We start from the raw sequence: 25,936 nt of genomic DNA, 5'->3' as shown, positions 1-25,936 counted from the left end.
TCCGGTCCCCGGGCGCCTCGAGGCGAGAGAAGGGGGGAGAGATGTCGCCGTTCCTGCAGGGCCTGATCACCATCTGCCTCGGCGTGGGCGGGTGCGTGGCCTATTTCTGGGTCTCGAACCTTGTCCTCGACCGGGTGATCTTTCCCGCCCGCGGCCGCGACCCGGGGCGCAACATCGCGCGGGCGAACATGGTGCGCCCGTGGCTCTTCCTGTTCCCGGCGCTGTTCTCGGTCACGCTGTACCTCGTCTATCCGGTGGTGGGGTCGTTCATCCGATCGCTCTACAACCGCGACGGCGACGTCTTCCTGGGGTTCGGCAATTACCGGGCGCTCTGGGGTGACGACGGGTTCCGCACCGCGCTTCTGAACAACTTTCTCTGGGTGCTCGTGGTGCCGGCGGGGGCCACCTTCTTCGGGCTGATCGTGGCGCAGCTGACCGACCGGCTCAAATGGGGCGCGATTGCCAAGTCGATCATCTTCATGCCGATGGCGATCAGCTTCGTCGGCGCCTCGCTGATCTGGAAGTTCGTCTATGCCAACAACGCCCAGATCGGCCTTCTGAACGCGATCCGGGCCTTCTTCGGCGCCACCAGCCCGATCGACCCGTTGCAGATACCGTTCTGGAACAACTTCTTCCTGATGGTCATCCTGATCTGGATCCAGACCGGTTTCGCCATGGTGATCCTGTCGGCGGCGCTGCGCGGCATCCCCGAGGAGACGGTCGAGGCCGCGGTGCTGGACGGCGCGAACCCGTTCCAGATCTTCTTTCGGATCATGGTGCCGCAGATCTGGCCGACGATCATGGTGGTCTGGACCACGATCACCATCCTCACGCTGAAGATCTTCGACATCGTCTATGCCTCGACGGGCGGCAATTTCGGCACCCAGATCCTGCCCAGCTACATGATGCAATACATGTTCCGCGACGACGGGCGCGCGACGGCCATCGCCATCGTCATCATGATCGTGGTGTTGCCGGTAATGATCTACAACATCCGCCAGGCGCGGAAGGAGCTGGACTGATGGAAGGCATCGCCGGACGCCGCAGCGCCCTGACATGGGCCGTCAACATCACCGTCGTCGCGCTTGTCGTGATCTGGCTGGTGCCGACGCTGGGCCTGCTGGTAAGCTCGTTCCGCACGCCCGACCAGATCGCGCGGTCGGGCTGGTGGGACGCGGCCTTCCCGGTCGCGCAATCCTACCGGGGGCAGGCCCCCCTCGACGGCATGAAGGAGGAGGGCGGGAAATACGTCCTGACCGGGAACCTGCTGAAGAACGGCGGCGGGGCGATCTCGGCCTTCGGGGTGATCGGGATGAAGCCTGCGCAGTTCAAGGCGGGAACGACCGGTCAGATGCGGGGCGATCAGGGCACGATGAAGGTGATGCCGAACGGCGATTACACCGTCACCTTCAACGAAAAGCCCGACTACGCCCCGCGCATCTACTATCAGGCGAAGACGCCCCCGAAGATGACCTTGCAGAATTACCGCGAGGTGCTGTTCGCCGACGGCATGCAGCAGGCTTTCTTCAACACGCTGACGGTGACGATCCCGGCCACCGTTATCCCGATCCTCGTCGCGGCCTTCGCCGCCTACGCCCTGGCGTGGATGCAGTTTCCGGGCCGCGGCCTGCTGATCGCGGGGATCGTGGGCCTTCTGGTCGTGCCGCTGCAACTGGCACTGGTGCCGCTTCTGCGCCTGCACCAGGACGTGGGCATCGGGCAAAGCTTCCTCGGCATCTGGCTGGCGCACACCGCCTTTGGCCTGCCCCTCGCGATCTATCTTCTCAGGAACTACATGGCCGGACTGCCACGCGACATCATCGAAAGCTGCAAGGTGGACGGGGCGACCGATTTCCAGGTCTTCACCAAGATCGTCCTTCCGCTCAGTTTTCCGGCACTCGCGAGCTTCGCGATCTTCCAGTTCCTCTGGACATGGAACGATCTGCTGGTTGCCAAGGTTTTCCTACCTGCCAACACCGGTACCAAGGTGATGACGGTGAAGATCGCCGACGACCTTCTTGGATCGCGTGGCGGCGACTGGGGGGTGCTGGCGGCGGCGGCGTTCGTGTCGATCGCCGTGCCGCTCCTCGTTTTCTTCTCGGCCCAGCGTTACCTCGTCAGGGGGCTGCTGGCCGGATCGGTCAAATAGGACACGCATGAACATACACACGACGAAGAGCCACACGATGCCGATGGCCGACACGAAGACCGCCGACCGGGACTGGTGGCGCGGCGCGGTGATCTACCAGATCTACCCGCGCAGCTTCCAGGATTCCAACGGTGACGGGGTGGGGGACCTTCTGGGCATCGTCGGGCGACTGCCCTACATCGCCTCGCTGGGCGTCGATGCGATCTGGATCTCGCCCTTCTTCACCTCGCCGATGAAGGATTTCGGCTATGACGTCAGCGATTATTGCGACGTCGACCCGATGTTCGGCACGCTCGCGGATTTCGACGTGCTGATCGAGAGCGCCCATCACCTCGGCCTCAAGGTGATGATCGACCTCGTGCTGTCGCATTCCTCGATCGAACATCCGTGGTTCACCGAAAGCCGGTCGAGCCGCGACAACGCGCGTGCCGACTGGTACGTCTGGGCCGATGCGAAACCCGACGGCACGCCGCCCAACAACTGGCTGTCGATCTTCGGCGGCTCGGCCTGGCAATGGGACGCCAAGCGCGAGCAATACTACCTGCACAACTTCCTCGCCTCGCAGCCCGACCTGAACTTCCACTGTGAAGAGGTGCAGGATGCGCTTCTGGGCGTGGAACGCTTCTGGCTGGACCGGGGGGTCGACGGCTTCCGTCTCGATACGATCAACTTCTACGTCCACGACAAGGAATTCCGCAACAACCCGGCCCTGCCGGTGGAGGAGCGCAACGACAACATCGCGCCCAAGGTGAACCCCTACAACTGGCAGAACCACCTCTATTCCAAGAACCGGCCCGAGAACCTTGCCTTCCTCCACCGCTTCCGCGCGGTGATGGACGAATACCCCGCGATCGCCGCGGTGGGCGAGGTGGGCGACGCACAGCGCGGGCTCGAGATCCTCGGCGAATACACCAGGGACGGCGAGTACGTGCAAATGTGCTATGCCTTCGAGTTCCTGTCGAAGACCCTGCCCGACGCCGAGAGGGTGGGCGAAGTGATGGCCCGCGTCGCCAGGGTGGCAAAGGACGGCTGGGCCTGCTGGGCGTTCTCGAACCACGACGTGGTGCGCCACGCCACCCGCTGGGACCTGCCGCCCGCTGCGCTTCGCGCCTATGTCACCCTGATGCTCTGTCTCAAGGGCTCGGTCTGCCTCTACCAGGGCGAGGAACTGGGCCTGCCCGAGGCCGAGGTCGCCTATGAGGATCTGCAGGACCCCTACGGGATCGAGTTCTGGCCCGAGTTCAAGGGCCGCGACGGTTGCCGCACGCCGATGGTCTGGGATGCCGAGCAGCCGAACGCCGGATTCTCGGAAGGCATGCCCTGGTTGCCGGTCGCGCGCGAACATCTGCCGCTGGCGGTGGCCGAGGCCGAGCATGTGCCCGGCTCTCTCCTGCACCATTACCGCCGCGCCATCGGCTTCCGCCACAGCCATCGCGCGCTCATGAAGGGGACGATGGAGGATCTGACGGTCGAGGGCAGCGTGATCCGCTTCCGTCGTCTGCACGAGGGCGAAGAGATCTTCTGCGCCTTCAACCTCGGCGCGGACCCGGCCGAGGTCGCGCTGCCCGAGGGCAGTTGGCACGCCATCGGGTCCGAACTGAACGCCACCGCCGGGCAGGATGGGCATGCCGCGCTCGGTCCGTGGCAATGCGTACTCATGCTGAAGGCCGTCTGAGGGGGAGATCATGGCAGAGCTGAAGCTCAACGACGTCGCGAAGTCCTACGGGCCGATCAATGTCCTGCGCGACATCGACCTCGACATTGCCGAAGGCGAGCTGATCGTCTTCGTCGGCCCCTCGGGCTGTGGCAAGTCCACGCTCTTGCGGATGATCGCGGGGCTGGAAAAGATCACCGGCGGCACGCTGACGATCGACGGCGTCAGGATGAACGACGTGCCGCCCTCGCAGCGCGGCATCGCCATGGTGTTCCAGAGCTATGCGCTCTACCCCCACATGTCGGTGCGCGACAACATGGCCTTCGCACTGAAGATCGCCAAGAAGTCGCGCGCCGAGATCGACGCGGCCGTGACCCGGGCGGCAAAAGTGCTCCAGCTCGAGGACTATCTCGACCGCCTGCCCAAGGCGCTCTCGGGCGGTCAGCGCCAGCGCGTGGCGATCGGCCGCGCGATCGTGCGCGACCCCAAGGTCTACCTCTTCGACGAGCCGCTCTCGAACCTCGATGCCGCGCTCAGGGTCGCGACCCGGATCGAGATCGCGCAGCTGAAGGAGGCGATGCCGAACTCGACGATGATCTACGTCACCCATGACCAGGTCGAGGCGATGACCCTCGCCTCCCGCATCGTCGTGCTGGCGAACAAGGGCATCGCCCAGGTCGGCACGCCGCTCGAGCTTTACGAGACCCCGCGCAACGAATTCGTGGCCCAGTTCATCGGCTCGCCCGCGATGAACCTGATGGCCGGTGAGGTGATCGAGACCGGCCCCGAGACGGTGGTGTGCCTGCCCGAAGGGGCCGGTACGCTGGCCACGAAGATCCCGACCCGCCCCGAGGACAAGGGGCTTCAGGTCAAGGTTGGCATCCGCCCCGAGGACATGCGCCCCACCGAAGACGCCACCTTCGCCTACCAGGGCGAGGTGGAGATCGTCGAGGCCCTGGGCGAGGTGACCCAGCTCTATTTCCGCCGGGGCACGCCCGAGGCCGACCCGGTGATCGCGAAACTCCCCGGCATCCACACCGGCTTGCGCGGCCGCAGCCTCAAGATCACTGCCGATCCCGCCAAGATCCACCTCTTCGCGAACGGGGTGAGCCTCCTCCACCGCGACGCCTGATCTTCTTCTGAGCGGAAATATCCCGGGGGGTGCAGGGGGGCAGCGCCCCCCTGCCTGCCTTACGCCACCAGCGTCCGGTCGGTGCTCCGCCGCCAGGCCGCCCCGTCCGAATAGGCCAGCACCGACCCGCCCGCCGCATCCGTGACGAAGATCACCGCGCCCGCGCCCGCAGTCGTGGCATTCGGCAGGTCCGCCACCGCGTATTGCCCCACGCGGACCGGTCCCGCCACTTCCAGCGGCACCGAGGGCGCGGGGACGCCCAGCCCCACGTAGCCGTTCGTCCCATCGACCAGCAGCGCGTCGATCCAGGCCGACCCGTCGGGAGAGACCTTCACTCGCCAGTCGTCGTCGCCGGTCAGCCCGAACTCGGCCCGGCCCGCGTAATTCGTCTGGAACAGGACCGAGGCGGTGTCCGAGGCGCCCGATTTGTTGACCACGATCCGCGCGTTCCCGGTCCCCGGGGTCACGTCGTCATGGCTGATCAGCACGGCATCCGACTTCACCGACAACCGGTTGGTCGCATCGGCCTCCGTGTTGACGCCGAAGACGGCCGAGGAAGTCTGCCCGCTGACCGCCGTGCCCCAGGCGGTGCCGTTGAAGGTGACGAGCTGGCCCTCGTCCGCGACCCAGGCGATCCAGCCGGGCCGGGGGGTGAGAAAGGTCCAGCTGCCCTCGACGTATTCGGCCACGGCCGCGTCGTGGCCCGCCCAGTCGCCGGTGCCGCCCGCCGCAACGATCGAGCGCGCGCCTTCAGCGGGGTTGGCGGGCGGCGTGGCTTCGGTGCGGCTGGCAACGCCCAGCTGCACCAATGCGTCGAGCAGGCGCAGCGCCTCGTTCATCGTGACATGCTTCTGGGCCTGGCTCGGCTGCAGGTACGGCAGGCCCAGGTTGGTGGAGTTTTCCATGCGCGTGATCTCCCTGCGCTTGATCCTCGGGGCGCGCGGGCCGCAGGGCGCGGCGTCGCGGGCCCGCAGACTGCGCCGGGCGGGGTGAACTGATCGCTAGGGCGGCGTACGCAGGCAAGGGCGGCGGCGCAACGCCCCCCCCGGTGCCGGCACGCACACCCGGCACGCACACCCGGCACTCGGACCCGGGTGCGCGGGCGGCGGGCGTTGCTTGCGTATTTGCGGAACAATGAAAGGGCGATCAGCCCTCGTTGTCGCGCCGCACCGCTTCGCGCATCATGCGCAGGATGTCGGGGTTGGCCGATTGCACCCGCGACCAGTTCGAGATGAAGGGGGTTTCCATCGGGTTCTCGAGGAAGACGTTGCCCGCCTCGACGATGTTGGCGGCGAACAGCTCGACCGATTTCTCCTCGGTGTGGCGGTCGACGGAGAGGCCGTTCATCTTGGCGTCGTTGTAATACATCTCAACAAGGTCCAGGGCAGTCCGGTAATAGGTCGCCTTGATCGTGCGGAACAGCTCGGTCGAGAAGGTGACACCGTCGGTGGCCAGCTTGCGGAAGAGCGACTTGCAGATGTCCATCGACATGCGCGACAGGCCGGTGGTGGCGTCCTCCTCGCTCAGCGGCTGGTGCTTGTGGTCGTAGACATCGGCGATGTCGGCCTGGCACACGGCGTGGCGCGAGAGATTGCGGAACACCTCGGACAGCACGCCGATCTCCAGCCCCCAGTCGGAGGGGATCCGCATGTCCGGCAGCATCGAGGTGCGGAAGGCGAACTCGCCCGCGAGCGGGTAGCGGAACGACTTGAGGTATTCGATGTAATCCGATGGCCCGCAACATTTTTGCAGCGTCAGAAGGAGCGGCGTGACCAAGAGACGCGTGACCCGGCCGTTGAGCTTGTGTGCCGCTACGCGGGGGTAATAGCCCTTGCAGAAGGAATAGGGAAATTCGGGGTTCGCGACCGGGTAGACCAGGCGGGTCAGCATCTCGCGCTTGTAGGTGACGATGTCGCAATCGTGCAGCGCGACCACGTCGGAATTGGCCGAGGCAAGGGTGTAGCCCATGCAGTACCAGACGTTGCGGCCCTTGCCGGGTTCCTCCGGCGCCAGCTTCTCGGCGCGGAGCATGTCTTGGATGCCGGTCAGCCGCGGCCCGTCGTTCCACAGGATGTCATGCTGCTGCGGCAGGGCCGAGAAGAAGTCCTTCGCATAGGCGAACTGGTCGGCGTCGGCGCGGTCGAGGCCGATGACGATGTGGTTGATGTAGCTTGCGCCCTTCAGCTCCTCGACGATGCCGGCCAGTGCGTCTGTCTCCAGCTCGGAGAACAGCGAGGGCAGGATCAGGGTGATCTTGCGATGGGCGGCGAACAGGTTCAGTCGCCGTTCCAGATCCTCGATCGGGCGCTGGTGAAGATTGTGCAGCGTGGCCACGCTGCCGGTCTGGTGGTAATCCGCCAAGGCCTGTCCTTTCAGATGTCGAGGTCCGAGAGTAGACCGTCGAGGGCCGAAGCCCAACCCTTGGGGCCGGGGTCCGGGGCTGCGCGCAGGCGGGTGCCGTCGGGGCCTTGTCCCAGCCCCTCCCACGGGCCCGCATGCGCGGGGTTCGGGATGACGACAGCATAATCCGCCGCCTGCAACATGGGTATGTCGTTCGGTGCGTCCCCCAGGGCGACCGTGGTGTCGGTGCCAAGGGCCGCGGCGATCTCGGCCATGCGGTCGGCCTTGGTTCCGCCGAGGGAAAGGGTCAGGAAACGCCCGCCGCGCGTCGCTTTTATGCCTTTTGTTTCAAGATATTGGAGAAATTTCTTCAGGTCCTCTTCCGGCCCTTCGAAGACCCCCGGTTCGGAAAAGTCGCGCTCCGCCGCCCGGGCCGCGGCCTCGGGCGGGAGGCCGGTGCGGCGGGCGATCTCCTCGGCGCCCCAGAGGGTGAAACCCTGGAAGCCGGGCGGTGCGTCGGCCAGCGACGCCATCAGCGCGGGATGGGTGCGGGCGGTGTCGGGCCGGTCGGCCCCGCCGGGCAGCACCCCCGCGCCGTTCTCGACGATGGCGGGAAATGCGCCAAGGCCCATGGCGCTGCGCAGGGGCGCGATCTCTGCCGCGGTCTTGGAGGAGGCGAGGATCACCGGAACCGCCATCCCGACCAGCCGCGCCAGTACCCCGGCGGCGGGCTGCCAATCGTAGGTCTCGTGATCCAGGAGGGTGCCGTCGAGATCTGTGAAGACCGCAAGCCGCATCAGGCCGACCCGTTGGAGATCCAGCGCGACTGGTACGGGGCAAGGGTGATCTCGCCCCGGGTCTCGTGGATCTTGTCGCCTGTCAGAAGGTCGGACCAGTCGCGCCCGTCGATCAGGTTGAGCGACAGCGCGGGGATCGTGACCTCGCGGTCGGTGACGTTCGCGAGGACGAAGATGGATTGCGCGCGGTCGAGGCTCTGGCGCCAGAAGCCAAAGATCTCGTCGCCGAGTTGCAGCGTGAACTGTGTCGCGTTCGGGTGGAACGCGGGCTGGGACGAGCGGATGCGGATCATCCGCATCATCTCTTTCAGGACCTTGTGGTTCGGCGTTTCGGGGTTATCAAGAAGGGCCCGCAACTCGCCGTAATCCCAGCGTTTCCGATTGATCGCACGGTTGTAGCCCTGCTTTTCGACGCCCTGGGTGTCGTTGCCCGTCGCGATCAGCGAATGGATGTAGAAGGCTGGGATCCCCTCGAGCGCCATGGCGACCGCCTGGCTGCAAAGGAACCGCGGGATCTGCAGATCGTCCTCGCCCGCCACTGTGCCCTTGAGCGCGTCGAAGAGCGCGACGTTCAACTCATAGGGTTTCTCGGACCCGTCCGACATCCGCCGCATCGACAACAGGCCGCCAAAGCCTTGCACCGTCTTCACCATGGTAGCGAGCTCATCGGGCGGGATCACGCCTTCAGCCGGGCGCAGGCCGATGCCGTCATGCGAGGCGGTGAAATTCAGGTAGGCACAGCCAAGCTGTGCCGGCGGCATCGCCATCTGCCATTTGCGCAGGGCCCGCGACGTACCGTTCAGGAGGGCATGCAGGATCAGCGGCGGCAGCGAGAAATTGTAGACGACGTGCGCCTCGTTCCGGTTGCCGAAATAGGAAAGGTTCTCGGCGTTCGGGACATTTGTTTCCGTAATAAGGACAATCGGCGTCACATCGTGGTCAGCGATCAGGCGCAAGAGGCGCACGATCGCATGGGTCTGGGGCAGGTGGATGCAGCTGGTGCCCTCCTGCTTCCAGACATAGGCCACGGCGTCGAGGCGGACCGTGCGCACGCCCATGTCGACGTGAAAGCGCAGCACCTTGAGGAACTCGATCAGCACCTCGGGATTGGCGAAGTCGAAATCCACCTGGTCGTGACTGAAGGTGCACCAGACGTGCCGCGGGCCGTTCGCCGTCTGCACTTCGCGCAAAAGCGCATGGGCGCGGGGGCGGACGACCTCGCTCAGGTCGGCGTTCGGGTCGGCCTCGCGGAAGAATTTGTCATAGGGCGCATGGCCCTGGCGGTAGGAGCTGAACCAGGACGACTGGCTGGAGCAATGGTTCAGCACGAGGTCCGACATCAGCCGGAACTCGCCCGCGATACGGGTGATGTCTTCCCATGCGCCAAGCTGCGAGTTGACGGCGTAGTAATCGGTCACGGCAAAGCCGTCGTCCGAGGTGAAGGGGAAATAGGGCAGCACATGGATGCCGCGGATCCCGGGGGCAAGGTAGCGGCTGGCGAAATGCCGCAGCAGATCCAGCGGCTTGTGCGATCCGTCGACGATCGAGTTGCCATAGGTGATCATGTAGTTGTCGCGCTGGTCCCACAGCGTGTTGCCCGCAACGCGGCCACGCCGGCGCGGGCGCATGTCGCCGGGCCAGTAGCTGTCGAGTACCCGCGTGGTCAGCGCGGCGACATCCGCGTCCGGGTAGAGGAAGGCGAGGCTTTGCTCCAGCCGCTCGCGCAACTGGCGGGGGACGGAGCCTGCGCTGCCGGATCCGGCAGGACCGGTGTCGCTTGCGGCGGCGGGAGAGGCGGAGGCGGGGGCGTCGGGCCGGGTCTGCATGCCCGCATCTTTGCGCCGCGCCAAGGGCTTGGCAAGCGGTGGCGAGACGGCGGCGGGGGGCGAAGTGGCGGTAGCGGGATGGTCTGATGCGCCGCACATAAAAAAGGCACCACCCAGGGGTGGTGCCTTGAAATTGCGCGACTGCTTGGCCGGATCAGGCCTTCTTTTCCTCGAGGGCCTTAGGCGCCGAGGGCGGCGCGATGGCCGCGGGCTTGCCGCCGGATTGCAGCGGGTCGTCCTGGCGCTGCACCGAGCCCTCGAAATGGGCGCCGCTTTCGATCGCGATGGTCTTGTGGATGATGTCGCCTTCGACCCGGGCGGTCGAGGTCAGGCGCACCTTGAGGCCACGCACGCGGCCGATGATGCGGCCGTTAACCACGACGTCGTCGGCCACCACCTCGCCGCGGATCGTGGCGCCTTCGCCGACGGTCAGCAGATGGGCGCGGATGTCACCCTCGACCACGCCCTCGACCTGGATGTCGCCGGTGGTCTTGAGGTTGCCGGTCACGGTAAGGTCCGACGACAGCACCGAGGCGGCGGGCTTCGGCTTGGACGCGACGGGGGCCGAGTATTCAGGGGTGGCGGGCTTGGGGGCCGCGGCCGGAGCTTCGGTCTTCTCGGGCTCGGCGGGTTTGGGCCCGGGTTCGTTGATACGGCTCTTAGAAAACATTTGCAGCAGCCTTGATGTAAGTCATGGGATTGACGGGCTTGTCGCCCTGGCGCACCTCGTAGTGCACATGCGATCCTGTGGACCGTCCAGTAGACCCCATATCACCGATCCTCTCACCGCGCGAGACCCTTTCGCCGACCTTCACGGCAATGCGCGACATGTGGCCGTAGCGGGTGGTGAGGCCGAAGGAATGCTGAATTTCCACGAGCTTGCCGTACCCGCGGACCCAACCCGCGCGTACCACCACGCCGTCGGCGGTGGAGTAGAGCGGGCTGCCCCATTTGGCGGCGATATCCTGGCCGGGGTGAAATTCACCCTTGCTGCCGCCGAACGGGTTGTGACGATAGCCGAAGGGCGAGGAATAGCGGAAGGACACGTGCAGCGGCAGGCCGAGCGGTACCTTGTCGGCACCGATGCGCAGCCGGTTCAGCTGGTCGAAGCTGGCGAGGATCTCGTTCGCCCGCGTGGTTTCGAGCGAGGCCTGACGCCCCGAGGTCGACAGCGTGATCTTGGCGGGCATCTCGTCGCCCTGGGTGCCGCGGCGAATGTCGGCCAGCACCTTGTCGGGGGAGATGCCGACCCGCTTGAACATCTTGTCGAGCGGGCCCATCGCCGTCTGCACCGCGTTTTCCAGCTTGCCGAAGATCTGCTGGTTGCGTTCGATCATCAGGCGCTTGTCGAGGGCGAGCTTGTCGGCCTCCTGCCGGGCGACCTCGGCGTCGTTGTCGGCGCTGTCGCGGGCCTGTGCGGTGTTCGAAAGCGCCGCCGACAGCATGGTGACGGTGGCCGCCATGTCGCGCGCCTCGCCCGCGGTGGTGTGGCTCGATCCGGTTTCGGCCACCAGCGTGGCCTTGGTCTTGGCCAGGGTGGCGCGCGCGTCATCGCGTTCCTTGACGGTGCGCTGTAGCGTCTTCTGGATCACGTTGATGCCGGTCTCCAGCTCGGTTCGCCGGTCCTCGGACGCCAGTAGCGCCGATTGCATCTGCGACACCTGCTCAAGGGCCACGTTGAACCGGGCCTGGGCGCTGGCGGCCTCCTCGGTGCGTTTCTCGCGGTCGGCCGATAGCGCGTTCAGCCGCGCCTCGTAGGCCAGCTGTTCGCGCCGCGTCTGCTCGCGCGCGTTTCCGGCGCCGATCGAATCCATCATCAGGATCGCCGAGGCGACAACCGTCCAGGCGACCACGGCCCCCCCGGTTCCCAGCGCCACCGCCTGGGTCATCGGCGAGAGTCGCACGAACCGCGTTTCGCTATCCGATTTCAGAAAGAGCCGCTGTTCCGGCAAGTGACGCGAAAGCGCGGTGTTGACGCGATGAGCGATCCGTCCCGACAAGCCTCTGTCCCCGTTTTTTATTTGTCGGCGCCGCAACATCCCCAGAGCACGCCGTCTGGCCACCTACTTGCCCGACAGGTGGCCGAAGAGCAACATTTTTGCGTTAATTTGCGGCGGGAGAGGCGGTTTGACGCCGATTTGGGCAGAAAATCGCCGACTGGTGCCAACAAGAGACAGATGTTGCGCGGCCGCGACACACAATGGCTAGCGTATCTCGTCGGCCAGCGGCCAGTAAAAGTCAGGTGGCAAGCCCGCCTCGGCACGTTTTTCCTCGTTGAAGGGCGGTTTCAGGGCACCGTGGAAATAGTGCCGCACGAGGCGGTGAAACTCGTCCTTCGGATCGGTGCCCGCGCGTCCGCAAAGCCAGTTGAACCATTTCGAGCCATAGGCGACGTGGCCGACCTCTTCGGCATAGATCACCTCCATCGCGGCGACTGCGCCTTCGGCCGCCGTGTCGCCCGCGGCGGCGGCCTTGCGGAAGATCTCGATCATCCCCGGCGTCACGTCGAGGCCGCGCGCCTCGAGGACCATGGGCACCACGGCCATGCGGCCGGGCAGGTCGTCCACCGTATCCTCGGCCGCGCGCCACATCCCGGCATGGGCGGGCAGGGCGCCGTAATGGCTGTCCATCGCCTCGAGGCAGTCACAGATCAGGTTGAAATGCTTCGATTCCTCGTCCGCCGCCTTGACCCAGTCGTCGTAAAAGCCGACCGGCATGCCCGCATCGCCGTAGCGCGCGATCACGTCCCAGTGCAGATCGACGGCGTTGAGTTCGATATGCGCGACCGCATGAAGCAATGCGATCCGACCCGCAGGCGAGCCCGGGCGGCGGCGCGGCACGTCGCGTGGGGCCTTCAGCTCGGGCCGCTCGGGGCGGGCGGGGCGCAGGGGCGGGCTTGCGGTGCCCACCTCCATCCCGCTGCCCGCAGCGCGCGTGGCGAACCATGCGGCGGCATGGGCGCGGCTGACCCGGGTCTTTTCCCGCCCGTCGGCGGTGGTCAGCACCTCGACCGCGCGCTCGGTCAGCGATTTTCCGCCTACGTCCCCGGTCACAGGGCGCGCACCGCGGCCAGCACCTCGTCGGCATGGCCCGCGACCTTCACCTTGGGCCAGACCTGCGCGACCGTGCCGTCGGCGCCGATCAGGAAGGTCGTGCGCGCGATCCCCATGCTCTTCTTGCCGTACATGTTCTTCTCGACCCAGACGCCATAGGCCTCGCAGGTGTCACCCTCGGCATCCGAGGCAAGGATGACGGAAAGCCCGTGCTTGGCCGCGAACTTGTCGTGCTTTGCCACGGTATCCTTGGAAATCCCGACGACAACCGCGCCCGCCTCGGCGAACTCCTTGATGCGGGCGGTGAAATCCAGCGCCTCGGTGGTGCAGCCCGGCGTGTCGTCGCGCGGGTAGAAGTAAAGCACGACCTTCTGCGGCGCCAGCGCCGAGAGGGTGACGGTCTCTCCGCCGTCTCGCGGCAGGGTGAAGTCCGGCGCCTTGTCGCCGATCGCTGGTCCGGGCATGTCATATCCTCCTGTCATTTCTAAGCCTTTGAGTTTTAGTTGGCCTTCGGCAAGAATAAAGGCAAGCCGGAGAAACCGGCACCCCCCGAGCAGATCGACCGGAGCGACTGGGCAGTTTGGACGATACCCCGCGGCTGGGCGCGACAAAGGACGACGGCAGAGACGACGCGGCGCAGGCGGCGCAGCGCCCGGAAACCGGCGGCCTGTCGGACCCCGGGGGCGAAGGCGGCCGTGCGCCCGCCGGCGCGGCGCGGACGGACGACGGGAGCGCGGAGCACCCGGATTCGGACCGCCTGATCCCGGGGGATGCCGATCCCGACTACGCCGATTCTGGGTGCGCCGATTCTGGATGCGGGGAGGCGGAGTGCGGAGAGCGGGACTGCCTTGAGCCGGAATGCGCCGTAACCGGGGACGGGCGCCCCGGGGGCGGTCCGCGCCGGCGCGGGCGTTTCGGCATCTGGCTGCTCCTCAGCCTCGTGCTGCTGGCAGGCGCCGGGGGCTTCGGCGTCATGGCGATGACCGGCAAGCCGCTGATCGCGCCGGAATGGGCGGTCAGCCGGATCGAGGCGCGGGTGAACCGGTCGCTCGACGGGCGCGGACGGATCAGCCTTGGCGGCGTCGCCGTCGTGCTTGACCAGAATTACGTGCCGCGGGTGCGGTTGCGCGACGTGCGCTTTCTCGACGGGTCGGGCAACGCGCTGATGGCGTTGCCCGAGGTGCGCGTGTCGCTGGCGGTCGCGCCGCTGCTGGAGGGCCGGATCCGGCCCGAGCGGGTGCGGATCTCGGGCGCGAGCCTGATGCTCAAGCGCGATCCGAGCGGGGCGATCGACCTTGCCATGGGGCAGGGCATCGGCAGCGGCGGGCCGCCGATCACCTCGCCCGGCGACCTGCTGGAGCGGATCGACGCGATCTTTGCGCAGCCGGAACTGTCCGGGCTGACCCGGATCGAGGCCGACGCGCTGTCGATCACGCTGGACGACCAGCGGGCGGGGCGGATCTGGCAGGTCACCGACGGGCGCGCCTCGCTGGTGCAGGACGCCCGGCAGATTTCGCTCGAGCTCGGGTTCGGCCTCGTCGGCCGCTCTGGCGAACCCGCGCGCGCGGTCTTCACCTTCGTCGGCCAGAAACATTCCCCGGCGGCGCGCCTCTCGGCGCGGGTCACCGGGGTTGCCTCGTCCGACATCGCGGCGCAGGCGCCGGCGCTGGCCTGGCTCAAGCTGATCGACGCCCCGATCTCGGGCGATTTCCGCGCCTCGGTGAACGATCAGGGTCAGCTCGGCCCTATGGAGGGGCAACTCAAGATCGGCAAGGGCGCGCTGAAGGTCGGCGAGCAGGTCAAGCCGGTGCCGCTGCAGCACGGTACGCTGGCCTTCACCTACGCGCCGAAATCGGGCCGGATCTCCATCACCGAGGCCTCGGTCGACAGCCGGATCCTGCGCATCCATGCGGCAGGGCAGGTTCTGCTCGAGGATGTGAAGAACGGGTTGCCGCGCGCCTTCCTCGGCCAGATGAAGTTCGCCAAGGTCATGGTCGATCCCGAGGGCCTGTTCGAGAAGCCCGTGCGGTTCTCTCAGGGCGCGCTCGACCTCAAGCTGAAGCTCGACCCGTTCGACGTCGAGCTGGGGCAGCTCGTGCTGATCGAGGGCAAGCGGCGGATCGACGCGAAGGCGCGTCTGACGGCCACGCCGAAAGGCCTCAAGGTCGCGCTCGACGCCAAGGTGAACGAGATCCGGCACGATCAGCTTCTGGCCCTCTGGCCCGTGAACGTGGTCGACAAGACGCGGGAGTGGCTGGCAGACAACGTGCTGACCGGGGTGCTTTCGAACGTCAACGTCGCGCTGCGCCTGACCCCGGGCGAGACGCCCAGGCTTGCATTGGGATACGACTTCTCGGGCGCCGACGTGCGGGTGATCAAGACCCTGCCGCCGGTCGAGGACGGCGAAGGCTATGCTACGATCGAGGGCAACACCTACACCATGGTGATCCACCGCGGCCACGTCACCCCGCCCAAGGGCGGCGCGGTCGATGTCTCCGGCTCGGTCTTCCAGGTGCCGGACATCACGGCCAAGCCCGCGCCCGCCGTGGTCACGCTGAAGACCTCCTCCAGCGTCACGGCAGCGCTCTCGTTGCTTGACGAGCCGCCGTTCGAGTTCCTCACCAAGGCGGGCCAGCCGGTGGATCTGGCCAATGGCCGGGCCCGTGTGACGGCGGTGATCAAGCTGCCGCTGCAGGACAAGATCGACCTGCCCGACGTGACGTATAACGTGAACGGCGAGATCACCGGCGTGTCCTCGTCGAAGATCGTGCCCGACCGGGTGCTGACCTCGGATCGGCTGCAACTGCATGCCGACCCGTCGGGGATCCGGATCTGGGGGCCGGGGAAGCTTGGCCCCGTGGCCTTCGACGGGGAATGGTCGCAGAAGTTCGGCCCCGAGCATGCCGGCCATTCCGAGGTGACGGGCACGGTCACCCTGTCGCCGGTCTTTGCCAGCGCCTTCAACCTCGGGCTGCCGCCGGGGGCGCTGTCCGGCGCCGGGCGCGGCAGGATCCGGATCGTTCTGGACAAGGACAAGGCGCCGCGCTTCACGCTGACCTCGGACCTGAAGGGCCTGACCCTGAAGATCCCCGAGATCGGCTGGTCCAAGCCCGCCGCCACCGCGGGAACCCTCGACGTGGCGGGCAGCCTGGGCACCCCGCCCGAGATCTCGAAGCTGGTGCTCAAGGGGCCGGGGCTGGCCGCCTCGGGCGATGTGCGGATCAACGGCGACGGCACGCTGGGCGCGGTGCACCTTGCCAGCGTCAAGGCCGGCAACTGGCTGGACGCGCCGGTCGACCTGGTGGGGCAGGGCAAGGGCAAGCCGGTCGCCGTCACCCTGCCGGGCGGCACGGTGGACCTGTCGAAGCTGCCGCAGATGGCGGCGGGCAACACGTCGCAGGCCGTGCCGATCACCACGCGGCTCGACCGGCTGAAGATCAGCGACACGCTGTCGATGACCGGGTTCACCGGCTCGTTCACGACGCTCGGGGGCTTCAACGGCAAGTTCGCGGGCCGGGTGAACGGCACCGCGCCGGTGCAGGGCACGGTGGCCCCCGCCAGCACCCGGCCCGGGGCACGCAGCGCGGTCAGGGTCACCTCGGCCGACGCCGGCGCGGTGTTCCGCGCGGCCGGAATCTACGACCGGATGCACGGCGGCCAGATGCGCCTTACGCTGGTGCCGGAGGCGGCCAGGGGCGACTACGACGGCCAGCTCCGGGTCGACGACATCCGGGTTCAGAACGCGCCGGCGCTTGCCGACCTGCTGAACGCGATCAGCGTGGTCGGGCTGCTCGAGCAGTTGAACGGACAGGGCCTCGTGTTCTCGACCATCAACGCGGGGTTCAAGCTGACGCCCAAGGGGGTGGAGGTCGACAACGCCGCGGCGGTCGGCGCGTCGCTGGGCGTGTCGGCGCAAGGCACCTATACCTTCGGGGGCCAGGCATTCGACCTGCAGGGTGTGGTGTCGCCGATCTACCTGCTCAACGGCGTGGGGCAGCTGATCTCGCGCCAGGGCGAAGGGGTGTTCGGCTTCAACTACGCGCTGAGGGGGACGGCCAAGGATCCCAAGATCTCGGTCAACCCGCTGTCGGTGCTGGCGCCGGGGTTCCTGCGCGACCTGTTGAGGAAGCCTGCGGCAAAGCTCGGGGAATAGGGCGGGATCGCTTCTTCGCCGAAGAAGCGGGGCCGGACCGTGGTGCATGGTCTCCGACGGAGGCGCGGGCACCATCTTGCGTGCCGCCCCGGGGCACGGCATATCCGGCGCCATGCAACTGAGCGATTTCGATTTCCACCTGCCCGAAGAACTGATCGCGACCCGCCCCGCGCGGCCGCGCACTTCGGCGCGCCTTCTGGTGGCCGAGGGCGACACGTTCCGCGATCTGCACGTGCGTGACCTGCCGGACCTTCTGGGCCCCGGCGACCGGCTGATCCTGAACAACACCAGGGTGATCCCGGCGCGGCTGACCGGCACCCGGACCCGCGACGGAGCCGCCCCCGGCGAAGGCGTGGCGAAGATCGAGATCACCCTGCTGGAGCCGCGTCCCGAAGGCGCCTGGCTCGCGCTGGCGAAACCCGCGCGGAAGCTGCGCGCGGGCGACGTGATCCGCTTTTCCGACAGGCTCAGCGCCACGGCGGGCGCCCGCGAGGAAGGCGAGGTTCTCCTGACCTTCAACCTGACGGGCGAGGATTTCGACGCGGCGCTGGCCGAGGCAGGCGCGATGCCGCTGCCGCCCTACATCGCCGCCCGCCGCCCGGCCGATGCGCAGGACCGCGACGACTACCAGACGATCTTTGCCCGCCATTCCGGCGCGGTCGCCGCGCCCACCGCCTCGCTCCACTTCGACGCCGACCTGCTGGAGACGCTGCGGCGGAAGGGCGTGGCCTTCACCGAGGTCACGCTGCATGTCGGCGCGGGCACCTTCCTGCCGGTGAAGGTGGAGGACGTGACGACCCACCGCATGCATGCCGAGTGGGGCGAGGTCACGGCCGCCGCCGCGGAGGAGATCAACGCGACCCGCGCCGCGGGCGGCAGGATCATTCCGGTCGGTACCACCGCGCTCCGGCTGATCGAGAGCGCGGCGGACGCGGGTGGCACGATGCAGCCCTGGACCGGGACGACCGACATCTTCATCTACCCGGGCTACCGCTTCCGCGTCACCGATGCGCTGATGACCAATTTCCACCTGCCGAAATCGACGCTGATGATGCTGGTCTCGGCCCTCATGGGCAAGGACAGGATCGACCGCGTTTACGCTCATGCGATCGAAACGCGCTACCGTTTCTTCTCCTACGGCGATTCCTCGCTGCTGATCCCGCCCGCCCGGGCCGGGGACGCCGACGGGAAAGAAAATGTCGCCCCGGGGGAGTGACGCAGGCAAGCCGGCGCGTTAGGCCGGAGGGAAAGACAGGAGGGACACGATGATCCGCGTTCTCGGCTCGACTTGGCCGCTGCTCATGGGCGTCATGCTGCTGATGGTGGGCAACGGTGTGCAGGGCACCCTGCTGGGTATCCGCGGCGGTATCGAGGGCTTTTCCACCTTCCAGATGTCGGTGGTGATGTCGGCCTACTTCCTGGGGTTCCTGTTCGGGTCGCGCGTGACGCCGGGCATGATCCGGCGGGTCGGCCACGTGCGGGTCTTCGCCGCGCTCGGTTCGCTGATCTCGGCGGTGCTGGTGCTTTACCCGGTGCTGGCCCAATGGCAGAGCTGGGCGCTTCTGCGCATCCTGATCGGGTTCTGCTTCTCCGGGGTCTACATCACCGCGGAAAGCTGGCTCAACAACACCGCCACGAACGAGACGCGAGGCCAGGCGCTGTCGCTCTACATGATCGTGCAGATGATCGGCATCGTCGCCGCCCAGGCACTGATGAACGTGGCCAGCCCCTCGGGCTTCACTCTCTTCGTGATTCCCTCGGTGCTGGTGTCGCTGGCCTTCACGCCGATCCTGCTGTCGATCGCCCCGGCGCCGGTCTTCGACACCACGAAACCGCTGTCGTTCCGCAAGCTTTACCAGACATCGCCGCTGGGTTGCATCGGCGTCTTCCTGATGGGGGGCGTGTTCTCGGCGCTGTTCGGCATGGCTTCGGTCTGGGGCACCCAGCAGGGGCTGAGCGTGCGCGACATCTCGATCTTCATCGGCACGATCTATGTTGGCGGCATGCTGTTTCAGTATCCGATCGGCTGGGCCTCGGACCGGATGGATCGTCGGATGCTGATCCTCGGGCTTACCGCCTTCGGCGGCGCGGTGGCGGTGATCGCGGCCTTCCTCGCGCTGCCCTTCGTCGCGCTCCTGGGGGTCGCGCTGGTGGTGGGCGGCATCTCGAACCCGCTCTATTCGCTGCTGATCGCCTATACCAACGACTTCCTCGACAAGGAGGACATGGCGGCCGCCTCGGCCGGGCTGATCTTCATCAACGGCACCGGTGCGATCCTCGGGCCCGTGATCACCGGCTGGATCATGGCCAAGATCGGTGCGGGGGGCTTCTTCCTGTTCATCGGCATCCTGCTGGCAATGCTGTCGGCCTATGCCGGCTGGCGCATGACGCGGCGCCGCGCGACGCCGGTCTCGGAAACCGGGGCCTTCGCGGCGGTCGTGCCCACCGCGTCGACCCTGGCGGTCGAGGCGGTGTTCGAGGCGGCGGTCGAGGACAGCACCGATGCGCCCGGGGATCCCGCGAACGAGGAGGCCGAGCCGCCCTCGAGCGCGGCCTGACATCGGCGGGGGAAACTCTCCCGCCGCTTGCCGCATGTCTTGGCGCGTCTCGTGCCGGCTCTCTTGCCCCGTGTTGCACCCCGGCGGCAAAGCTGCCACGCTGATCTGAAGCAGACAGCGGGAGGGAGGCCTGCCATGGAACGCGGGGCCGATTGGCCGGGCACCGAGGTGCTTCAGTTTTGGCTTGACGAGGTCGGGCCCAAGGGCTGGTACGCCGGGGGCGCGACCCTCGACCAGGCCGTGCGGGACCGCTTCGGCACGCTTTGCGCGCGGGCCGGGGACGGGGGGCTGAAGGACTGGCTTGTCGAACCGGAGCCGGCGCTGGCCTACCTGATCGTGACCGACCAGTTTCCGCGCAACATCTGGCGCGGCGATGCACGGGCCTTCGCCACCGATCCGCTGGCGCGGGCCGCGACGGAGATCGCGCTGCGGGCAGGATGGGACATGCAGCTTCCCGAGCCGCAGCGCCAGTTCGTCTACCTCCCGCTGATGCACCACGAGAATCCCGAAAGTCAGGCCCGCTGCGTCGCGCTGATCGCCGAGCGGATGCCCGAGACGGGTGTCGGCAACCTGCTGCACGCCCGGGTTCACGAGGAGGTGATCCGCCGCTTCGGCCGTTTCCCTGGCCGCAACGCCGCTCTGGGCCGCGCGTCCACTCCGGATGAGGCCGATTTCGTGGCAAATGGCGGCTATGCAAAGATCATCGAGGCCCTGAAGGCCGGCGCCTGAAGATGCGTCGACCGCGGGCTTGCACGGCGCGCCGGATCCGCCCCGAACGGGGCAGGACCGGGGCGACCCGGAGACAGCTGCACGGGGTGGATTGCCGCCCCGTGTGAAATAGTTTAATACCAAACTACTTTCTGCAAGGAGGGCTCAGATGGCGGCCAAGGCATTCGACATGATCGTGATCGGCGCGGGGCCGGGGGGCTACGTGGCGGCGATCCGCGGGGCGCAGCTGGGGCTGAACGTCGCCGTCGTGGAGCGTGAGCACCTGGGCGGCATCTGCCTCAACTGGGGCTGCATTCCCACCAAGGCGCTCCTGCGCTCGGCCGAGGTCTATCACCTGATGCACCGTGCCAAGGACTTCGGCCTCAGCGCCGAGAAGTTCGGCTACGACCTCGACGCCGTGGTCAAACGCTCGCGCGGGGTGGCCAAGCAGTTGTCGTCCGGCGTGGGGCACCTGCTGAAGAAGAACAAGATCACCGTGATCATGGGCGAGGCCACGCTGCCCAAGAAGGGCAGCGTCACCGTCAAGACCGACAAGGGCACCGAGGAGCTGACCTCGAAGCACATCGTGCTGGCGACTGGCGCGCGGGCGCGCGACCTGCCGGGGCTTGAGGCCGATGGCAAACGCGTCTGGTCCTACAAGCACGCGCTGCAGCCGCCGCACGAGCCGAAGAAGCTCCTGGTCATCGGGTCCGGCGCGATCGGCATCGAATTCGCCAGCTTCTTCAATACCCTGGGCGCCGAGACCACGGTGGTCGAGGTGATGGACCGTATCCTGCCGGTGGAGGATGCCGAGATCTCGGCCTTCGCCAAGAAGCAGTTCCAGAAGCAGGGGATGACGATCCTGGAGAAGGCCACGGTGAAGAAGCTCGACCGTGCGGCCTCGAAGGTCACCGCCCATATCGAGAGCGGCGGCAAGACCGAGACCAAGGAGTTCGACACCGTGATCTCGGCCGTCGGCATCGTCGGCAACGTCGAGGGGCTGGGGCTGGAAGGCCTGGGCGTGAAGGTCGACCGCACCCACGTCGTGGTCGACGAATATTGCCGCACCGGGGTCGAGGGGATCTATGCGATCGGCGATATCGCCGGCGCGCCGTGGCTGGCCCACAAGGCGAGCCACGAAGGGGTGATGGTGGCGGAACTGATCGCCGGCAAGCACCCGCATCCGGTGAAGCCGGGTTCCATTGCGGGCTGCACCTATTGCGCGCCGCAGGTGGCGTCGGTGGGCATGACCGAGGCCAAGGCGAAGGAGGCCGGCTATCAGGTGAAGGTGGGCAAGTTCCCCTTCATCGGCAATGGCAAGGCCATCGCGCTGGGGGAGCCCGAGGGCATGATCAAGACGGTGTTCGACGCCAAGACCGGGGAGCTTCTGGGCGCCCACATGGTCGGTGCCGAGGTGACCGAGCTGATTCAGGGCTATGTCGTCGGCCGCCAGTTGGAGACCACGGAAGAGGATCTTATGAACACGGTCTTCCCGCACCCGACGCTGAGCGAGATGATGCACGAGAGCGTGCTCGACGCCTACGGCCGGGCGATCCACTTCTGATCCGGGCGCAGCCGGTCCCGATGCTGAAACCGGCAGGGTGCGTTTCAACGCACCCTGCGCACCCCTCTTTCGGCGATCGGCCGCCGAACGCCGCAAGTTGGCGCAGTGCCGCGTCCTTCTACCGGGCGACTGGCGCGCCAGCGGTCACGTGGCACTCGGGCACATGTTACTCAAAAGGTGGCCCGGCATAGGCACAGGACCCCTGCGCGTCTTGTTCCGAAGCGGGGGTCAGCGTTCCAGCGCGCCGCCGCCATCCCGCCAGTCCGCGAGTCCGCCGATATTGTAGACCTTGGCATAGCCCAGCTTGACCAGCGTCTTCCCGCCCATCTGCGAGCGCCCGCCCGAAGCGCAATAGAGCGCGACCGGCGTTCCCGCCTCGAAGGCCGCCTTGAGCGTCGGGTCGGTATCCGGCGCCTTGGGGTCGGCCTTCAGCGCCAGAACCGACATCGGGATGTGCAGCGCACCTTTCGCCTTGCCGGTCGCGCGCAATTCCCCCGCGTCGCGCACGTCGATCAGCAGCATTCCGCCCTGAGCGGCCTGTGCCACGGCATCCTTGCCGCTGATCCGTTCGACCCGGGGACCCGAAGGCCGGAGAAATGAGAGCATCGCGTTTCCCTTCGCATGGAGTGCGTTGTCCCTGATCTGGAGCAGGCGGCAGAGTCAATCAAGCCTCTGCCAACAGAAGTATGCAAAATAGTGAATTTGATTGTCGTGTGCGTCACCTTCTTTCAGCTTCCAACCATGCCTTCCCACCCGGCGCCGCCTTCGTGGGCAGAGTGGAAACGCGCAGTCCCGGGCGATCGACCCAGGCGCCGGGGGGAGCGAATCGCCGGGGGATCTGCTGCGGGACTGCGCGCTCCCTGAGCAAACCTGCGGCGCATTGGTAAATGTTCTCTTAATGTTCGCATTTTATCATTGGAGACTCGGAGATGATCCCCTATCTGTTCTGCGGTGGAGCAGGGGACCGGTATGGCCGAGCTGAAACAGATCGAAGTGCGCGGCGCGCGCGAGCACAATCTGAAGGGGATCGACGTCGATATCCCGCGCGACCAGCTGGTCGTGATCACCGGGCTGTCGGGGTCGGGCAAGTCCTCGCTGGCCTTCGACACGATCTATGCCGAGGGCCAGCGCCGCTATGTCGAGTCGCTGTCGGCCTATGCCCGCCAGTTCCTCAACATGATGCAGAAGCCTGATGTCGATCATATCTCGGGCCTTTCGCCCGCGATTTCGATCGAGCAGAAGACCACGTCGAAGAACCCGCGTTCCACCGTCGGCACGGTGACCGAGATCTACGATTACCTGCGCCTGCTCTTTGCCCGCGTCGGCACCCCCTACAGTCCCGCCACCGGCCAGCCGATCGAAGCGCAGCAGGTGCAGGACATGGTCGACCGGATCATGGGTATGGAGGAGGGCACGCGCGCCTATCTGCTGGCCCCCATCGTGCGCGATCGTAAGGGCGAATACCGCAAGGAATTCCTCGAGTTGCGCAAGCAGGGCTTTCAGCGGGTCAAGGTGGACGGGGAATTCCACGAACTCGACAGCCCGCCGACGCTGGACAAGAAGTTCCGCCACGACATCGACGTGGTGGTCGACCGGATCGTCGTGCGCGAGGGGATGGAGACGCGGCTTGCCGACAGCCTGCGCACCGCGCTCGACCTTGCCGACGGGATCGCGATCCTCGAGACCGCGCCCAGCGAGGGGGAGCCGGAGCGCACCACCTTCTCCGAGAAATTCGCCTGTCCGGTCAGCGGCTTCACGATCCCAGAGATCGAGCCGCGGCTGTTTTCCTTCAACGCGCCCTTCGGCGCCTGCCCGGAATGCGACGGGCTGGGGGTGGAGCTGTTCTTTGACGAACGCCTCGTGGTGCCCGACGCCGCGCTGACGCTGGCGAACGGCGCGCTGGCGCCCTGGCGCAAAGGCAAGTCGCCCTATTTCCTGCAGACCATCGACGCCATCGCCAAGCATTACGAATTCAACAAGAAAACGCCCTGGAAGGATCTGCCCGAGCACGTCAAACAGGTCTTCCTGCATGGTTCAGGCGGCGAGGAGATCCGTTTCCGCTATGACGAGGGCGGCCGCGTCTACGAGGTCAGCCGCGCTTTCGAGGGCGTGATCCCGAACATGGAGCGGCGGTATCGCGAGACCGACAGCGCCTGGGTTCGCGAGGAATTCGAACGCTACCAGAACAACCGCCCCTGCGGCGCCTGCGGCGGCTATCGCCTGCGGCCCGAAGCGCTGGCAGTGAAGATCGGGACGGCGGACAACCTGCTGCACGTGGGGCATGTGGTCGAGATGTCGATCAAGGAGGCCCACGCCTGGATCGAGACGGTGCCCGAGGCGCTGACCAACCAGAAGAACGAGATCGCCCGCGCCATCCTCAAGGAGATCCGCGAGCGTTTGGGGTTCCTCAACAACGTGGGCCTCGAATACCTGACGATGAGCCGGGCGGCCGGCACGCTTTCGGGCGGGGAAAGCCAGCGGATCCGTCTGGCAAGCCAGATCGGGTCGGGGCTGACCGGGGTGCTCTATGTCCTCGACGAACCGTCGATCGGCCTGCACCAGCGCGACAACGACCGGCTGTTGCAGACGCTGAAGAACCTGCGCGACCAGGGCAATACCGTGCTGGTGGTTGAACATGACGAAGATGCGATCCGCCACGCCGATTACGTCTTTGACATCGGGCCGGGGGCGGGGGTGCATGGCGGGCAGGTGGTGGCGCATGGCACGCCCGACCAGATCGCCGATGACCCGGCCAGCCTGACCGGACAATACCTGTCGGGCACGCGCGAGATCGCGGTGCCGGCCAAGCGGCGCAAGGGCAACGGCAAAAAGCTGACCGTGGTGAAGGCCACGGGCAACAACCTGCAGGACGTGACCGCGGAGTTTCCGCTGGGCAAGTTCGTCTGCGTCACCGGGGTGTCCGGCGGCGGCAAGTCGACCCTGACGATCGAGACCCTCTACAAGACCGCCGCGATGCGCCTGAACGGCGCGCGCGAGACGCCCGCGCCCTGCGAGACGATCAAGGGGTTCGAGCATCTCGACAAGGTCATCGACATCGACCAGCGCCCGATCGGCCGTACCCCGCGTTCGAACCCGGCCACCTATACCGGTGCCTTCGGCCCGATCCGCGACTGGTTCGCGGGCCTGCCAGAAGCCAAGGCGCGCGGCTACAAACCCGGGCGCTTCAGCTTCAACGTCAAGGGCGGCCGCTGCGAGGCCTGCCAGGGCGACGGCGTCATCAAGATCGAGATGCACTTCCTGCCCGACGTCTATGTCGAATGCGAGACCTGCAAGGGCAAGCGCTACAACCGAGAGACCCTGGAAATCAAGTTCAAGGGCAAGAGCATAGCCGACGTTCTTGATATGACGGTCGAGGATGCGCAGGAGTTCTTTGCCGCCGTCCCCTCGATCCGCGAGAAGATGGATGCGCTGGTGCAGGTGGGCCTTGGCTACATCAAGGTCGGCCAGCAGGCGACGACGCTTTCGGGCGGCGAGGCGCAGCGGGTGAAGCTCTCGAAGGAGTTGTCGCGGCGCGCCACAGGGCGGACGCTCTATATCCTCGACGAACCGACGACGGGCCTGCATTTCGAGGATGTGCGCAAGCTTCTGGAAGTGCTGCACGAGCTGGTGGAGCAGGGCAACACCGTGCTGGTGATCGAGCATAACCTTGATGTCATCAAGACGGCCGACTGGATCGTCGACATCGGGCCGGAGGGCGGCGACGGCGGCGGCACCATCGTTGCCACCGGCACGCCGGAACAGGTGGCCGGCGTCGAGGGCAGCCACACAGGCCGCTACCTCAAGGATATGCTCAAGCCGCGCAAGAAGGTGGCGGCCGAGTGACCGGCGGGGGCGCTGCCCCCTGCACCCCCCGGGATATTTGAGAGCAGAAAGACGGGCGTACCTGCTGAGCGAGGACAGCTGCCGGGGCGCGGCCATGGGCGGGGTGCGCGCCGCGTAACGGCTGGTCCTGTCTGCGTGGGATATGGGGCGGGCAATCGT

Annotated in this window: 19 protein-coding genes; 10 read left to right on the top strand and 9 right to left on the bottom strand. The window is 66.8% G+C overall.

The features are described from left to right. Positions 1-41: 41 nt before the first annotated feature. Genes CVV76_RS10840 through CVV76_RS10825 form a run of 4 tightly spaced genes read left to right on the top strand, consistent with a single transcriptional unit; the run spans position 42 to position 4,935 of the window. Positions 42-1,022: a carbohydrate ABC transporter permease gene (locus tag CVV76_RS10840; RefSeq protein ID WP_102224654.1), complete on the top strand. Its 981-nt coding sequence runs from the start codon at positions 42-44 to the stop codon at positions 1,020-1,022. Then, positions 1,022-2,149 (top strand): carbohydrate ABC transporter permease, encoded by a 1,128-nt coding sequence (locus CVV76_RS10835; RefSeq protein WP_102224653.1) that lies wholly within the window; start codon positions 1,022-1,024, stop codon positions 2,147-2,149. Before CVV76_RS10840 ends, CVV76_RS10835 begins: the two co-directional genes overlap by 1 nt. A 7-nt stretch (positions 2,150-2,156) precedes the next feature. Then, positions 2,157-3,824 (top strand): alpha-amylase family glycosyl hydrolase, encoded by a 1,668-nt coding sequence (locus CVV76_RS10830; protein ID WP_408607883.1) that lies wholly within the window; start codon positions 2,157-2,159, stop codon positions 3,822-3,824. A gap of 10 nt (positions 3,825-3,834) precedes the next feature. Next, positions 3,835-4,935 (top strand): ABC transporter ATP-binding protein, encoded by a 1,101-nt coding sequence (locus CVV76_RS10825; RefSeq protein ID WP_102224652.1) that lies wholly within the window; start codon positions 3,835-3,837, stop codon positions 4,933-4,935. Between the two features lie 59 nt (positions 4,936-4,994). Here the strand turns inward: CVV76_RS10825 and CVV76_RS10820 are convergent, their stop codons facing one another. The 8 genes from CVV76_RS10820 to CVV76_RS10785 all read right to left on the bottom strand — a co-directional run bounded on the left by CVV76_RS10820 (position 4,995) and on the right by CVV76_RS10785 (position 13,415). Continuing rightward, the gene (locus CVV76_RS10820; protein ID WP_102224651.1) at positions 4,995-5,840 is read right to left on the bottom strand and encodes a DUF2793 domain-containing protein; all 846 of its coding nucleotides are present in this window, start codon (positions 5,838-5,840) and stop codon (positions 4,995-4,997) included. 241 nt (positions 5,841-6,081) lie between these two features. Beyond that, positions 6,082-7,296 carry a glycosyltransferase family protein gene (locus CVV76_RS10815; protein ID WP_102224650.1) on the bottom strand — a complete coding sequence of 405 codons (1,215 nt, stop codon included), beginning with the start codon at positions 7,294-7,296 and terminating at the stop codon, positions 6,082-6,084. Between the two features lie 11 nt (positions 7,297-7,307). Further along, positions 7,308-8,072: an HAD-IIB family hydrolase gene (locus CVV76_RS10810; protein ID WP_102224649.1), complete on the bottom strand. Its 765-nt coding sequence runs from the start codon at positions 8,070-8,072 to the stop codon at positions 7,308-7,310. Then, positions 8,072-9,898, bottom strand: a complete 1,827-nt coding sequence (locus tag CVV76_RS10805; protein ID WP_102224648.1) for an alpha-amylase family glycosyl hydrolase — start codon at positions 9,896-9,898, stop codon at positions 8,072-8,074. The genes CVV76_RS10810 and CVV76_RS10805 overlap by 1 nt, the downstream gene beginning before the upstream one ends. A 154-nt stretch (positions 9,899-10,052) precedes the next feature. After that, the gene (locus CVV76_RS10800) at positions 10,053-10,568 is read right to left on the bottom strand and encodes a bactofilin family protein (protein WP_102224647.1); all 516 of its coding nucleotides are present in this window, start codon (positions 10,566-10,568) and stop codon (positions 10,053-10,055) included. Continuing rightward, positions 10,558-11,898 carry a M23 family metallopeptidase gene (locus tag CVV76_RS10795; RefSeq protein ID WP_102224646.1) on the bottom strand — a complete coding sequence of 447 codons (1,341 nt, stop codon included), beginning with the start codon at positions 11,896-11,898 and terminating at the stop codon, positions 10,558-10,560. Before CVV76_RS10795 ends, CVV76_RS10800 begins: the two co-directional genes overlap by 11 nt. 204 nt (positions 11,899-12,102) lie before the next feature. Then, positions 12,103-12,951: a ferritin-like domain-containing protein gene (locus CVV76_RS10790; RefSeq protein WP_102224645.1), complete on the bottom strand. Its 849-nt coding sequence runs from the start codon at positions 12,949-12,951 to the stop codon at positions 12,103-12,105. Beyond that, positions 12,948-13,415, bottom strand: a complete 468-nt coding sequence (locus tag CVV76_RS10785) for a peroxiredoxin (protein ID WP_102224644.1) — start codon at positions 13,413-13,415, stop codon at positions 12,948-12,950. Before CVV76_RS10785 ends, CVV76_RS10790 begins: the two co-directional genes overlap by 4 nt. A gap of 116 nt (positions 13,416-13,531) precedes the next feature. On the opposite strand from CVV76_RS10785, the gene CVV76_RS10780 reads away from it, so the two are divergent. The 5 genes from CVV76_RS10780 (at position 13,532) to lpdA (ending at position 21,934) form a co-directional block, all read left to right on the top strand. After that, the gene (locus tag CVV76_RS10780) at positions 13,532-17,104 is read left to right on the top strand and encodes a YhdP family protein (protein ID WP_102224643.1); all 3,573 of its coding nucleotides are present in this window, start codon (positions 13,532-13,534) and stop codon (positions 17,102-17,104) included. A 112-nt stretch (positions 17,105-17,216) separates the two neighbouring features. Then, entirely contained in the window at positions 17,217-18,320 is a 1,104-nt protein-coding gene (queA, locus tag CVV76_RS10775) for a tRNA preQ1(34) S-adenosylmethionine ribosyltransferase-isomerase QueA (protein ID WP_102224718.1), read from the top strand. Between the two features lie 49 nt (positions 18,321-18,369). Further along, positions 18,370-19,662, top strand: coding sequence for an MFS transporter (locus CVV76_RS10770; RefSeq protein WP_102224642.1), 1,293 nt, complete (start codon positions 18,370-18,372; stop codon positions 19,660-19,662). 135 nt (positions 19,663-19,797) lie between these two features. Further along, positions 19,798-20,391, top strand: coding sequence for a DUF924 family protein (locus CVV76_RS10765; protein ID WP_102224641.1), 594 nt, complete (start codon positions 19,798-19,800; stop codon positions 20,389-20,391). Positions 20,392-20,539: 148 nt separating this feature from the next. Further along, complete coding sequence (gene lpdA, locus CVV76_RS10760; protein WP_102224640.1) at positions 20,540-21,934, top strand: dihydrolipoyl dehydrogenase; 1,395 nt, start codon at positions 20,540-20,542, stop codon at positions 21,932-21,934. 228 nt (positions 21,935-22,162) lie between these two features. On the opposite strand, the gene CVV76_RS10755 is transcribed toward lpdA, so the two are convergent. Continuing rightward, positions 22,163-22,540, bottom strand: coding sequence for a rhodanese-like domain-containing protein (locus CVV76_RS10755; RefSeq protein ID WP_102224639.1), 378 nt, complete (start codon positions 22,538-22,540; stop codon positions 22,163-22,165). 363 nt (positions 22,541-22,903) lie between these two features. Between CVV76_RS10755 and uvrA the strand changes: the two genes are divergently transcribed. After that, entirely contained in the window at positions 22,904-25,777 is a 2,874-nt protein-coding gene (gene uvrA, locus CVV76_RS10750; RefSeq protein ID WP_102224638.1) for an excinuclease ABC subunit UvrA, read from the top strand. Positions 25,778-25,936: the final 159 nt, after the last annotated feature.

The sequence above is a fragment of the Acidimangrovimonas sediminis genome, assembly GCF_002871005.1.
GTDB classification, from domain to species: Bacteria; Pseudomonadota; Alphaproteobacteria; order Rhodobacterales; family Rhodobacteraceae; genus Acidimangrovimonas; species Acidimangrovimonas sediminis.
This window is presented reverse-complemented; position numbering and strand designations above follow the sequence as displayed.

Coding starts and splice junctions, on each gene's coding strand:
- CVV76_RS10840 (WP_102224654.1), top strand. CDS start 42: ATGTCGCCGTTCCTGCAGGGCCTGATCACCATCTGCCTCGGCGTGGGC.
- CVV76_RS10835 (WP_102224653.1), top strand. CDS start 1,022: ATGGAAGGCATCGCCGGACGCCGCAGCGCCCTGACATGGGCCGTCAAC.
- CVV76_RS10830 (WP_408607883.1), top strand. CDS start 2,157: ATGAACATACACACGACGAAGAGCCACACGATGCCGATGGCCGACACG.
- CVV76_RS10825 (WP_102224652.1), top strand. CDS start 3,835: ATGGCAGAGCTGAAGCTCAACGACGTCGCGAAGTCCTACGGGCCGATC.
- CVV76_RS10820 (WP_102224651.1), bottom strand. CDS start 5,840: ATGGAAAACTCCACCAACCTGGGCCTGCCGTACCTGCAGCCGAGCCAG.
- CVV76_RS10810 (WP_102224649.1), bottom strand. CDS start 8,072: ATGCGGCTTGCGGTCTTCACAGATCTCGACGGCACCCTCCTGGATCAC.
- CVV76_RS10805 (WP_102224648.1), bottom strand. CDS start 9,898: ATGCAGACCCGGCCCGACGCCCCCGCCTCCGCCTCTCCCGCCGCCGCA.
- CVV76_RS10800 (WP_102224647.1), bottom strand. CDS start 10,568: ATGTTTTCTAAGAGCCGTATCAACGAACCCGGGCCCAAACCCGCCGAG.
- CVV76_RS10785 (WP_102224644.1), bottom strand. CDS start 13,415: ATGCCCGGACCAGCGATCGGCGACAAGGCGCCGGACTTCACCCTGCCG.
- queA (WP_102224718.1), top strand. CDS start 17,217: ATGCAACTGAGCGATTTCGATTTCCACCTGCCCGAAGAACTGATCGCG.
- CVV76_RS10770 (WP_102224642.1), top strand. CDS start 18,370: ATGATCCGCGTTCTCGGCTCGACTTGGCCGCTGCTCATGGGCGTCATG.
- CVV76_RS10765 (WP_102224641.1), top strand. CDS start 19,798: ATGGAACGCGGGGCCGATTGGCCGGGCACCGAGGTGCTTCAGTTTTGG.
- lpdA (WP_102224640.1), top strand. CDS start 20,540: ATGGCGGCCAAGGCATTCGACATGATCGTGATCGGCGCGGGGCCGGGG.
- CVV76_RS10755 (WP_102224639.1), bottom strand. CDS start 22,540: ATGCTCTCATTTCTCCGGCCTTCGGGTCCCCGGGTCGAACGGATCAGC.
- uvrA (WP_102224638.1), top strand. CDS start 22,904: ATGGCCGAGCTGAAACAGATCGAAGTGCGCGGCGCGCGCGAGCACAAT.